The sequence below is a fragment of the Bacillus sp. PS217 genome, assembly GCF_037963535.1.
GTDB lineage: Bacteria > Bacillota > Bacilli > Bacillales > Bacillaceae > Bacillus > Bacillus subtilis.
Genome location: NZ_CP150157.1, coordinates 3,662,906 through 3,675,196, shown reverse-complemented (window position 1 = coordinate 3,675,196; position 12,291 = coordinate 3,662,906). Strand labels below are relative to the sequence as shown.

13 protein-coding genes are annotated in these 12,291 nt (G+C 43.5%); 4 read left to right on the top strand and 9 right to left on the bottom strand.

Annotated elements, in window-relative coordinates; genetic code table 11:
• The first annotated feature begins 4 nt into the window (after window positions 1–4).
• A complete protein-coding gene (locus NSQ83_RS18995) occupies window positions 5–682 on the top strand; it encodes a DUF2642 domain-containing protein (protein ID WP_003227857.1) in 678 nt (225 codons plus the stop codon).
• A gap of 55 nt (window positions 683–737) precedes the next feature.
• On the opposite strand, the gene NSQ83_RS18990 is transcribed toward NSQ83_RS18995, so the two are convergent.
• Both NSQ83_RS18990 and alsR read right to left on the bottom strand, forming a co-directional pair.
• The gene (locus NSQ83_RS18990) at window positions 738–2,066 is read right to left on the bottom strand and encodes an arsenic transporter (RefSeq protein WP_080529885.1); all 1,329 of its coding nucleotides are present in this window, start codon (window positions 2,064–2,066) and stop codon (window positions 738–740) included.
• A gap of 210 nt (window positions 2,067–2,276) precedes the next feature.
• A complete protein-coding gene (gene alsR / locus NSQ83_RS18985) occupies window positions 2,277–3,185 on the bottom strand; it encodes an acetoin biosynthesis transcriptional regulator AlsR (RefSeq protein ID WP_003227859.1) in 909 nt (302 codons plus the stop codon).
• 157 nt (window positions 3,186–3,342) lie between these two features.
• Here alsR and alsS point away from each other — a divergent pair, with 157 nt between their 5' ends.
• The 3 genes from alsS (at window position 3,343) to NSQ83_RS18970 (ending at window position 6,510) form a co-directional block, all read left to right on the top strand.
• Window positions 3,343–5,055, top strand: a complete 1,713-nt coding sequence (gene alsS / locus NSQ83_RS18980; protein WP_014478171.1) for an acetolactate synthase AlsS — start codon at window positions 3,343–3,345, stop codon at window positions 5,053–5,055.
• A gap of 61 nt (window positions 5,056–5,116) precedes the next feature.
• On the top strand, window positions 5,117–5,884 hold the full coding sequence (gene budA, locus NSQ83_RS18975; RefSeq protein WP_024572687.1) for an acetolactate decarboxylase: 768 nt from the start codon (window positions 5,117–5,119) through the stop codon (window positions 5,882–5,884).
• 98 nt (window positions 5,885–5,982) lie between these two features.
• Window positions 5,983–6,510, top strand: a complete 528-nt coding sequence (locus NSQ83_RS18970; protein WP_017696598.1) for an NAD(P)H-dependent oxidoreductase — start codon at window positions 5,983–5,985, stop codon at window positions 6,508–6,510.
• Window positions 6,511–6,549: 39 nt separating this feature from the next.
• Here the strand turns inward: NSQ83_RS18970 and NSQ83_RS18965 are convergent, their stop codons facing one another.
• The 7 genes from NSQ83_RS18965 to rbsK form a co-directional block, all read right to left on the bottom strand.
• Window positions 6,550–6,846, bottom strand: coding sequence for a DUF3892 domain-containing protein (locus NSQ83_RS18965; protein WP_003227867.1), 297 nt, complete (start codon window positions 6,844–6,846; stop codon window positions 6,550–6,552).
• Between the two features lie 155 nt (window positions 6,847–7,001).
• Entirely contained in the window at window positions 7,002–7,538 is a 537-nt protein-coding gene (locus NSQ83_RS18960) for an SH3 domain-containing protein (RefSeq protein ID WP_021480756.1), read from the bottom strand.
• Window positions 7,539–7,619: 81 nt separating this feature from the next.
• On the bottom strand, window positions 7,620–8,537 hold the full coding sequence (gene rbsB / locus NSQ83_RS18955; protein WP_160221864.1) for a ribose ABC transporter substrate-binding protein RbsB: 918 nt from the start codon (window positions 8,535–8,537) through the stop codon (window positions 7,620–7,622).
• A 12-nt stretch (window positions 8,538–8,549) separates the two neighbouring features.
• On the bottom strand, window positions 8,550–9,518 hold the full coding sequence (rbsC, locus tag NSQ83_RS18950; RefSeq protein ID WP_003227873.1) for a ribose ABC transporter permease RbsC: 969 nt from the start codon (window positions 9,516–9,518) through the stop codon (window positions 8,550–8,552).
• Between the two features lies 1 nt (window position 9,519).
• Window positions 9,520–11,001: a ribose ABC transporter ATP-binding protein RbsA gene (gene rbsA, locus NSQ83_RS18945; RefSeq protein WP_029726016.1), complete on the bottom strand. Its 1,482-nt coding sequence runs from the start codon at window positions 10,999–11,001 to the stop codon at window positions 9,520–9,522.
• A 15-nt stretch (window positions 11,002–11,016) separates the two neighbouring features.
• Entirely contained in the window at window positions 11,017–11,412 is a 396-nt protein-coding gene (gene rbsD, locus NSQ83_RS18940; RefSeq protein ID WP_029318753.1) for a D-ribose pyranase, read from the bottom strand.
• Window positions 11,409–12,290, bottom strand: a complete 882-nt coding sequence (gene rbsK / locus NSQ83_RS18935) for a ribokinase (RefSeq protein ID WP_029318754.1) — start codon at window positions 12,288–12,290, stop codon at window positions 11,409–11,411. Before rbsK ends, rbsD begins: the two co-directional genes overlap by 4 nt.
• Window position 12,291: the final 1 nt, after the last annotated feature.

Here is a 12,291-nt window from a genome sequence, read left to right as displayed (position 1 = left end):
AATCGTGAAAGGTTTGAATCAATTCCTTAACACAGATGTTGAGGTTGTCATTTCAGGAGATACAAGGTTTGTCGGCACCCTCATAGATATCGGACAGGATATTTTTGTTATTTTTGATGGCTGCAATTATCTTTATATTCCCTTGTTGCATCTTCATCAAATGAACAAGGCGAAAATAATGACCAGTACTGAGAAGCCATTTTTGATCAATCCGGAAGATCCAATGATAGAGGCAGAAACTCAAGCTTTTTCATATAGAAATACATTAAACAAGGTCAAAGGCCAGTTTATTGAAGTTTATGTAACTGGGGGTCGATCGATCCATGGGTATGTTACAAATGTTTTAAACGATTATATTGTATTTTTCTCACCCGTATTTAAAATACTTTTTATATCTATGCATCATTTAAAATGGTTTACCCCTTATTCAACTGAACAAACACCGTATACTCTTGACAACTCACAATTGCCGGTCGTGCCTTCCAAAGTTCCTCTTGTGCGTAATTTTGAGGAGCAGATCAAAAAAAATATTGGTGAATTGGTCATATTTGATATGGGAGAGGTGCCAGAAAAAGTTGGTCTATTAAAGGATGTCTCTAATAATATCATTGAGCTTATTAACGCAAGTGGAGAGCCAGTCATTTGGAAGTTAAATCATCTAAAGACAATGCATCTTCCCTAGTGTATACAAAACTGCCCTCTTAAAAGCAGAAGGCAGTTTTTCGTTTCATACTGTGCTAAAGAAATAACCAACTGATCCAAAAATATAAACATGTTAACGTAAAAAGAACAGTCAGCGGAATGATGATAATGGTCGTTTTTATATATTCGCCCCATGAAATACTTTCATCATGCTGTTTTAATATATGCATCCAAATAAGCGTTGCTAAGGTTCCCATAGGTAATAATAATGAACCGATATCACTGCCGATAATATTGGCCAAGTAGATGATTTTTGTTGCTGAAGGATTCAGGGTCATTTCAGTTAAGGTAAAAGTACTGATCATTAACGCTGGATGGTTGTTAAAGAGATTAGAAAAAACTGAAGTAGAGATACCTGATGCGAAAGTTGCATGGGCGAGGCTTCCAGAAACCACAGGTTCAAAATAATTCACAAGTAACTCTGTGAATCCAATATTATGCAGACCATAAATTAAGACATACATAGTAAAAGCGAATATAAAAATGTGCCAAGGCGATTTATATAACAAGTCTCTTGGGGAGGTTTTGAAATAAATCCATCTCCAGCTCAACAGGATAAAAGATCCGATGACAGCGACTAGAGGAACAGAAATACCGGTATATGATGCTGCAAATAGACTCATTCTGACGAGAAAAACAAATGCAAGCACAAACAACATGATTTTTGTTTGATTTCGTTCTGGTAAAGGAGCTGATGGCGAATGAAGAGGATGGTACCTTCTATGCCGCAGAGACTGAAAATGGCCCGGTATATCTGGCAGGTTCTTGGGAAGACGTTTATAAAAGAACATAAACAGTAGACAAGTCATAAAAATGAGTCCCATCATACTAGGGACAAACATCATGGCGGTGTGAAGATATAGATCCATTCCAATGATTTTGAGAGAAATTAAATTAACAATATTACTTACGCCAATCGGTGCGCTAGAGGCTGTGGCTATTAAAACACCGCTTAATAAATATGGGGCTTTTTGATGTTTTTTTAAACCTAAATATTTTAGTACAAGCAAAAGGATTGGAGTTGTGATCAAAATGCTCCCATCATTATTCAGGAAAATGGTCATGAGAAAGCAGAGCAAATTGGTTAGCCAAAAAAGCTTGATGCCTGAACCCTTGGATTGTTGGAGCAGTTTTGCAGCCACCCAATAAAAGAAACCAAAGCTTTCTAGTGCAATGGCCATAATCATAGTGGCAAGGATTGTAACCGATGCACCCGTGACTTTTGTTCCGATTTCCCCTAAGTCTGCCAATGACACACTTCCGCACAATAAAACCATTAAAGCGCCAAATGTGGCGGGGATAGCTTCATTTAGTCCTTTTGGTCTCCAGAAAATAAAAATCATTGTTACGAAAAAAGCGAGCAATGTGAATATGCCGGTGAACTCAATAATTTACTTCACCTCTCTATCTTTCATTTTTAAAATCAAACTAATGTCCTGCGCTTACTGATGTCCTTGCCAACTATTTGTACTGTATGTATACGTATACTGATATAAAGTTGTACTAAGCGATTATATTAAATTAATAAAAATTCCATAAGAATCCCAAAAGAAAAAAGAGATTGCAAGTATCGTTCATGTACCTGCATCACTCTCTTTAGTTCTTGTCTGCTGACAATTTGAAATATGAATAAAATGCTTTATAAGCGGATTATGATTGTCTTTGCGGTAAGCGATAACCCATTCTGCATTAAGCTGTATTTGGTCCATTTTTCGATAAGTAACATCCAAATTAAATAATTTTTTGGCTGAGGAAGGAACAAATGTCATACCAATTCCGGCACTGACTAAACCAATCACCATTTGATATTCTGTGGCTTCCTGGACAATGTTGGGTCTGAAGCCCGCTTGTTCACAGAACTGAATAAAATCCATGTATAGAGTAGGCCATGCTTCTTTAGCAACAGTAATAATTGGTTCATCTCTTAAATCCTCAATCGTAATTGATTCCTTAGAAGTCAATGGGTGTTGCTTAGGCAAAGCTAAAACACAAGGGCTGCTTTGGGCGGTTTCGATATGTAAAGCTGTATGCTGTAAGGGAGGATGAAGTATACCAATATCAATGTTGCCCTTTAGTAGCTCCTCCTGCTGCCTAGACGAGGATATTTCACGCAGTTCTATTTTCACAGATGGGAATTTTTTACGATATTCCCGGACAATCGGCGGCAGAAATTCATATGTAGCTGATCCGACAAAACCGATTACGAGAAGGCCTTGCTCGCCGCGGGCCGTCCGCTGTGCCAGTTCAATTCCTTGTCCGATTTGCATCAATGCCATGCGGCAATGATTTAAAAAGATTTCTCCTGCTGCGGTAAGCTCGACAAATCGTTTTGTCCTTTTCAGAAGCGTAACTCCGACTTCTTCCTCCAGCTGTTTGATCTGCTGGCTGAGAGGAGGCTGCGTCATGTTCAGCCGCCGGGCAGCCTTTCCGAAATGAAGCTCTTCGGCTACTGCGATAAAGTATTGAAGATGGCGAAGCTCCATTCAATATGCATTCCTTTCCATAGGTTAATAATTCGTATTACATATTAATCATAAGGCGAATCGATATTGGAGGTCAATTTCCAAAGAGTGTATAGTGAAACTTATCACAAGATATTTAAAATTTTACGTTTAAAATGCATAATAAGGAGTGAGGGTGTTGACAAAAGCAACAAAAGAACAAAAATCCCTTGTAAAAAACAGAGGGGCGGAGCTTGTTGTTGATTGCTTAGTGGAGCAAGGTGTCACACATGTATTTGGCATTCCAGGTGCAAAAATTGATGCGGTATTTGACGCTTTACAAGATAAAGGACCTGAAATTATCGTTGCCCGGCACGAACAAAACGCAGCATTCATGGCCCAAGCAGTCGGCCGTTTAACTGGAAAACCGGGAGTCGTGTTAGTCACATCAGGACCGGGTGCCTCTAACTTGGCAACAGGCCTGCTGACAGCGAACACTGAAGGAGACCCTGTCGTTGCGCTTGCTGGAAACGTGATCCGTGCAGATCGTTTAAAACGGACACATCAATCTTTGGATAATGCGGCGCTATTCCAGCCGATTACAAAATACAGTGTAGAAGTTCAAGATGTAAAAAATATACCGGAAGCTGTTACAAATGCATTTAGGATAGCGTCAGCAGGGCAGGCTGGGGCCGCTTTTGTGAGCTTTCCGCAAGATGTTGTGAATGAAGTCACAAATACGAAAAACGTGCGTGCTGTTGCAGCGCCAAAACTCGGTCCTGCAGCAGATGATGCAATCAGTGCGGCCATAGCAAAAATCCAAACAGCAAAACTTCCTGTCGTTTTGGTCGGCATGAAAGGCGGAAGACCGGAAGCAATTAAAGCGGTTCGCAAGCTTTTGAAAAAGGTTCAGCTTCCATTTGTTGAAACATATCAAGCTGCCGGTACCCTTTCTAGAGATTTAGAGGATCAGTATTTTGGCCGTATCGGTTTGTTCCGCAACCAGCCTGGCGATTTACTGCTAGAGCAGGCAGATGTTGTTCTGACGATCGGCTATGACCCGATTGAATATGATCCGAAATTCTGGAATGTCAATGGAGACCGGACAATTATCCATTTAGACGAGATTATCGCTGACATTGATCATGCTTACCAGCCTGATCTTGAATTGATCGGTGACATTCCGTCCACGATCAATCATATCGAACACGATGCTGTGAAAGTAGAATTTGCAGAGCGTGAGCAGAAAATCCTTTCTGATTTAAAACAATATATGCATGAAGGTGAGCAGGTGCCTGCAGATTGGAAATCAGACAGAGCGCACCCTCTTGAAATCGTTAAAGAGTTGCGTAATGCAGTCGATGATCATGTTACAGTAACTTGCGATATCGGTTCGCACGCCATTTGGATGTCACGTTATTTCCGCAGCTACGAGCCGTTAACATTAATGATCAGTAACGGTATGCAAACACTCGGCGTTGCGCTTCCTTGGGCAATCGGCGCTTCATTGGTGAAACCGGGAGAAAAAGTGGTTTCTGTCTCTGGTGACGGCGGTTTCTTATTCTCAGCAATGGAATTAGAGACAGCGGTACGACTAAAAGCACCAATTGTACACATTGTATGGAACGACAGCACATATGACATGGTTGCATTCCAGCAATTGAAAAAATATAACCGTACATCTGCGGTCGATTTCGGAAATATCGATATCGTGAAATATGCGGAAAGCTTCGGAGCAACTGGCTTGCGCGTAGAATCACCAGACCAGCTGGCAGATGTTCTGCGTCAAGGCATGAACGCTGAAGGTCCTGTCATCATCGATGTCCCGGTTGACTACAGTGATAACATTAATTTAGCAAGTGACAAGCTTCCGAAAGAATTCGGGGAACTCATGAAAACGAAAGCTCTCTAGCACTCTGCGCATCACGACACTGTTTTATGAACAGCACTAAATAAAAGGAGTGAAGGGAAATATGAAACGAGAAAGCAACATTCAAGTGCTCAGCCGTGGTCAAAAAGATCAGCCTGTGAGCCAGATTTATCAAGTATCAACAATGACTTCTCTATTAGACGGAGTATATGACGGAGATTTTGAACTGTCAGAGATTCCGAAATATGGAGACTTCGGTATCGGAACCTTTAACAAGCTTGACGGAGAGCTGATTGGGTTTGACGGCGAATTTTACCGTCTTCGCTCAGACGGAACCGCGACACCGGTCCAAAAAGGAGACCGTTCACCGTTCTGTTCATTTACGTTCTTTACACCGGACATGACGCACAAAATTGATGCGAAAATGACACGCGAAGACTTTGAAAAAGAGATCAACAGCATGCTGCCAAGCAGAAACTTATTTTATGCAATTCGTATTGACGGATTGTTTAAAAAGGTGCAGACAAGAACGGTAGAACTTCAAGAAAAACCTTACGTGCCAATGGTTGAAGCGGTCAAAACACAGCCGATTTTCAACTTCGACAACGTGAGAGGAACAATCGTAGGTTTCTTGACACCAGCTTATGCAAACGGAATCGCCGTTTCTGGCTATCACCTGCACTTCATTGACGAAGGACGCAATTCAGGCGGACACGTTTTTGACTATGTGCTTGAGGATTGCACGGTTACGATTTCTCAAAAAATGAACATGAATCTCAGACTTCCGAACACAGCGGATTTCTTTAATGCGAATCTGGATAACCCTGATTTTGCGAAAGATATCGAAACAACTGAAGGAAGCCCTGAATAAAAGAAAAAAAGAAAGCCCCTTTTACAGGGCTTTCTTTTTATTTGGCTCTTTTCCTGATTTTAGATAAAATAACATCAAAACAGTAAAGGTGTGGTCTGATGAAAATATTGGTTTTGGCAGTTCATCCTCATATGGAGACCTCAGTTGTCAATAAGGCGTGGGCTGAGGAATTGAGTAAACACGACAATATCACAGTACGTGATCTTTATAAGGAATACCCGGATGAAGAAATAGATGTTGCGAAGGAACAGCAGCTGTGCGAGGAATACGATCGGATTGTCTTTCAATTCCCGCTATATTGGTACAGCTCTCCGCCGCTCTTGAAAAAATGGCAGGATCTTGTGCTGACTTACGGCTGGGCTTTTGGTTCAGAAGGAAATGCCTTGCATGGCAAGGAGCTGATGCTGGCTGTATCAACAGGGAGCGAAGCGGAAAAATATCAAGCGGGCGGAGCAAATCATTACTCGATTAGTGAGCTATTGAAACCATTTCAGGCCACGAGTAATCTGATCGGCATGAAGTATCTGCCTCCATATGTGTTCTATGGCGTGAATTATGCAGCTGCAGGGGATATTTCTCACAGTGCAAAACGGTTAGCCGAATACATCCAGCAGCCTTTTGTTTAAAAGAAAGCCCTGTCGAACATACGGCAGGGCTGTATTTGTTTAAAAATCCGGCAGCTCAGACAGGTTATTTTCCTTGATGCCGTCCGGTTCACTTCGCAAAATGTCACGCCCGTATTTATGGAAGACATCAACATGAGCGAGTTTTCCTGATTTTGCTTCTGACAGCGCAGTAGGATAGTCGAGCTCTCTTCCTGTATTGGTTTTCACTGCGATAATATTGTCTTCCTCATTTCTTCTAACCGCAATAATTTCTTCTTTTCCAGATGGAACATTTTCTTGATCGACAGTTGTTTGCCGGGCTTTATACGATTCATATGCTGCTTCAAATTGATCCATATTTACACCTCCGCTTTTTAGCGTGAACAAAAATGTTGATGATCATGTAAGGTTTCGACACAGCATACGACAATATTTCCTGAGAAATATCTTGGGAATGTGACAAATCAATTCATAATAAAAGGGATTCCGCATTTATGCGGAATCCCTCTCAGTTATTTTGTCATGTGTAAATCCTTTGTTTTCATATAACCTGTCGCACCGCCGTAATCAACGAATACCCAATCAAAATCAAAACCGCCTTTATTCGTTTTACTCCAGCCTAAAAAAGAAACGCTTGTGTCTGCTGGAAGAGTCTTAATGCTCTTTCCATCAGCGGATGTATATACTTTTGTTTTTGTTTTGGTTTTTACCGTTGTCGCTGCTTTTACAATGTAATGAGTGGAGACAAATCCTATTTTTCCGTTTTTATACTGAACCTTTGCCCAGTCAGCATTTGAGAAGGAAATCAGCTTTAGGCTATCTCCTAAGTGCAGCGTATCGGCTTTTTGGCTTGATGCGGAAGGCTTCGTTCTGACATTTAGAGCCTCTGCTGATACCAAATAAGAGTCAATCGGATAACTGTATAAATCATCAATGCTTACCGTTGTTTCTGGCTGTTGAGCATGGATCGTTCCAGCGCCTCCAGCCGCCGCCGCAGTCATTCCAGCCGCAAGTGCTAATGTTGAAAAAAGTTTTGTTGGTTTGTTCATGCCGTTCCTCTCCTCACGTAAGAGAAATAATTCATTCTATATCTCTATTCACGTTATCGCAGGTTCCTAAACATCAGACAATTATTTTTGTGTTTCTAGTTTGAGAGGCGCGGATATTGTTTTTTGCACTTTTTTCCCGTGCAAAATATCATCTGCTGCTTCTGTAGCCAATTTACCGATTAATTCAGGCTGCTGAGCGACGGTGGCTGACAGCTTTCCGTTTTTAATGGAAGCGAGCGCATCTTTATTGCCGTCAAAACCGATCACCAATATGTCTTTCCCCGAGCTGTTAATTGCCTCGAGAGCACCGAGCGCCATTTCATCGTTGTGAGCAAAAACAGCTTGGATATCAGGATGTCCCTGCAGCAGGTTTTCCATGACAGTCAGGCCTTTCGTGCGGTCAAAGTCAGCTGATTGTTTTGTGACAACTTGGAGTTTTTGGTCTGCGATGTTATGGAATCCTGAGCCGCGTTCCCGTGTGGCAGATGCGCCGGGGACGCCTTCAAGCTCTGCCACCTTTGCTCCTTTTCCAAGTTTGTCGGCAATAAACGTCGCGGCCATTTCACCGCCTTTTACATTATCGGAAGCAACGAGGGTTTCAACTTTTCCTTGTTCGGCAGATCGATCGATTGTTATGACGGGCACACCGACTGCGTTTGCAGATTCTACTGCCGTTGAGATCGCCGAAGAATCAGTCGGGTTGATTAATAATGCATCAACACCTTGCTGAATTAAATCTTCCACGTCACTTGTCTGTTTCGATGAATCATTTTGTGCATCAACAATGATGACTTTCATTCCCCGTTTTTTAGCTTCTTTTTCGATACCCTTTTTTAATGAGACAAAAAAAGGATTATTAAGCGTTGAGACGGACAAGCCAATGGTGAATTCCTTTTTGTTCCCCGAGTTTGACGGCTTTGCCCATTGGGGAGGCTCAAGCGAACAGGCGGTTAACAAAAATAATGATAACGTTAAAATGACGGATACAGCCTTTTTCATGTGAAAACCCTCCTAAGCTGACTTCTTGCGGTCTAATAATACCGCAATTAAGATAACAATCCCTTTGACAACCAGCTGATAAAATGATGAAACGCCAAGCAGATTAAGCCCGTTATTAAGTGTGCCGATGATCAGCACCCCGATTAACGTGCCGACAATGCGTCCTCGGCCGCCGGAAAGACTTGTCCCTCCTAAGACGACTGCCGCGATAGCATCAAGTTCGTACGATTCTCCCGCAGTCGGCTGGGCCGAATGCAGGCGGGAAGTCAATATGGCACCTGCAAGAGCGGATAAAAGCCCGGCTAAAGAATAGATCATCACTTTCACGCGCGTCACTTTGATGCCTGAAATGAGCGCGGCTTTTTCGTTGCCGCCGATAGCGTACGTTCGGCGTCCGAATGGTGTTTTATGAAGAAGCACCCAAAGGATGACAAAGGCAAGAACCATCGTAATTGCCGGTACAGGAATGCCTAAAAAGTAACCGCGTCCGAACATCTGAAAAGCGTAGTTTGTGCCAAGTCCGGTAATCGGATTTCCATCTGTATACACTAGCGTCAGTCCGCGAAACACAGTCATGGTCGCAAGCGTGGCGATAAAGGGTGCCATTTTTCCTTTAGTAATCAATAATCCGTTGATCATGCCTAGTACGGCACCAATGATACAGCCAAGGATGATCGCGAGAACCGGATCGACACCGGACACAATCATCCCCGCAACTAAAGCACTGGACAGGGCAAGAATAGCGCCGACAGAAAGATCAATGCCGCCTGTCAAAATGACAAAGGTCATCCCGAACGCGATTAATCCGTTAATGGCGACCTGGCGAAGCAGGTTTAAAATATTCAGCGGTTCAAGAAAGCTGGGATTTAAAATAGATACAATGATAACGAGAATAAATAAACCAAGAAACGGGCCGAGTTTTTGCATGACTCCGTCGAAGTGAATCCGTTTTTGTTCTGTTTGCAGTTGTTCCGTTTTCATATTACCGCCCTCCCGTGGCAAGTGTCATAATTCGTTCTTGTGTTGCTTCTCGCGCATGGATTTCTCCGCTGATTCTGCCTTCATGGACAACGATAATCCGATCGCTCATTCCCAGAATTTCAGGCAGCTCTGATGACACCATGATGATAGCGACGCCGCGTTCGGTCAGCTCATTCATCAGCGTATAAATCTCTCGTTTGGCGCCAACATCCACACCTCTTGTTGGCTCATCCAAGATAAGCACTTTCGGTCCGATGCCGATCCACTTGGCTATCACCACTTTTTGCTGGTTTCCTCCTGATAAATGGCGTGCGTGCGTTTCCGGTGATGCTGTTTTGATAGTGAGGCGTTTGATTAACAGATCGACAAATTCAGCCTCCCGCTTATGATCAATGAGGCCCTTTGGTGAGAAGCTGGACAGATTGGGCAGGGCAATATTTTCGCGGATCGAGGTGTCGAGCAGAAGCCCTTCATCCTTGCGATTCTCTGTAATAAAGCCGAGACCTTTTTTCACGGCTTCCTGCGGGTTCTTAATAGCCGTTTTTTTCCCAGCGATCCATATCTCACCCGTGTCCAGCCTGTCAACACCGAACAGCGCTCTCATCATTTCTGTCCGGCCGGCTCCCATTAATCCTGAAACACCGACGATTTCACCGGAACGAACATAAAAGCTGACATCTTCAAAACTCCCTTTTACGGAGGCATTTTTCACCTCGAATACTTTATCACCGAGAGAAGGAGTGCGTTTTGGATATCGTTCAGTCAGCTCCCGTCCGACCATTTTTTTGACGACTTCATCAAAATCAGTTTCTGAGATGTTTGTTGTATCTACCGTTTTTCCGTCACGCATGATGGTAATTCTGTCGCAAATCGCAAAAATTTCTTCCATGCGATGCGAAATATAGACAATGGAGACGCCGTTCTTTTTTAACGCTGTAATGACCTCGAAGAGCTTGCTGATTTCACGTTCAGTCAACGCTGCGGTCGGTTCATCCATAATGATGACCTCGGCATTTGTCATAAGCGCTTTTGCGATTTCGATCATTTGCTGCTGTCCGACGGAACATTCGCCGGCTTCTTGATCAAGAGAAAGAGAGACGGAGAGTTTGTCAAATTGCTCTTTTGCTAGCGCTTTCATTTTTCTTGTTTGTAAGACGCCCAGCTTGGAGGATATCTCTTTACCGATAAATAGATTCTCAAGAACGGTCATTTCCGGCCAGATATTCAATTCCTGATGGATAAAGGCTATTCCATGCTGTTCCGCTTCTTTTGGATTGGAAAAATACGTTTCGTTTCCGTTTATGCTGATTTGACCTTTATCTGCTTTGTGCAGGCCTGTCAAAATGTTCATAAGCGTGGACTTGCCGGCGCCGTTTTCTCCCATTAATGCGTGAACCTCGCCAGGCATGAGCTGAAAGGAAACACCTGACAGCACCTGGTTTTTTCCAAATGCTTTATGAATGTCTTTCATTTTAATCTGCATGTTTCATCCTCCTTTCTAGAAAAGCACACCCGCCTGCAGAATGCAGTTGGCATATGGTGTGAATTCTCCTGTTCTTATGACTGCCTTTGCTTCTTTTGTCAGCAGCTTAAACTCCTCGTGAGAAAGGTATTCAATCTCTTGTTCAGAGAAAAGATTTTCTAGAAATTTCGCATTCTCCTGATTGGATGCTTTTATGTCAGCTGCAGCAATGACTTTTTCGACCGCCATTTCCTCAGCCAGTACTGCCGCTGTATCTTGGAAAGCCGGAAGGCCCGGCTTCAGTGAAAGATCAATTTTCAAAACGCCGTCGGGAACCGGCAGTCCGGCATCCGCGATGACAATTTTATCAGTGTGGCCAAGGTCTGCTAAAATCTTGGCAAGATGGCTGTTCAGTATACCGTGTTTTTTCATGACAGCAGCTCCTCTACTTCATTTCTTGTCGGCATTCCGCCTTGGGCCCCGAAGGAACAGACAGAAAGGGAAGCGGCACGATTGGCAAACCGCAATGCGGCTTCAATATCTTTTCCCTCAGCCAGGGCCACGGCAAAGGCTGCGTTAAACGTATCACCGGCTCCGGTTGTATCAACGGGCTCTACAGGGAAGGACGGGATGAGCACTTCTTTGCTGCCAGCCGAATAGCGGACGCCTTGTTTTCCTTCCGTAATAAAGAGCTTTGCCGGATAAAGCGCCAAAGCTTCAGAAATGGTAAGCTCAGGGAATAAAATCGAAGCCTCGTGTTCATTCGGCGTCAGATAGGTGGCGTGATCAATTGTTTCCTGCTTGAGCGGGCGGGCCGGTGCCGGGTTTAGCATGATCGGAATATCGTGAGAATGGCAGTATTTGCACACCTCATCAACCGTTTCTTCTGGGATTTCCTGCTGAATCAGCACCATATCGACCTTTTCAATCTGTTCGAGCGCGTTTAACGCATACGCTGGGGTGATGTCATCGTTCGCGCCTTTGACAACGACAATGCTGTTGTCGCCTTCAGCAAGCACAATATGAGCGGTTCCGCTTTCTGTATGTGTAACCGGTTCCATATAGTTAGTGCAAACGCCGTTAGCTTTGAGATTATTCAAAATAGCTGTTCCATAATGATCGTCTCCGACCTTGCCGACCATAAACACTTGAGCCCCAAGTCTGGCTGCGGCAACGGCCTGATTTGCTCCTTTGCCGCCCGGCACAGTCTGAAATGACGTGCCAAGAACCGTTTCACCGGCTTTTGGGCGTTTGTCCGAGGTGACCACTAAATCCATAGAACAGCTACCAATCACACAAATATTACGCATC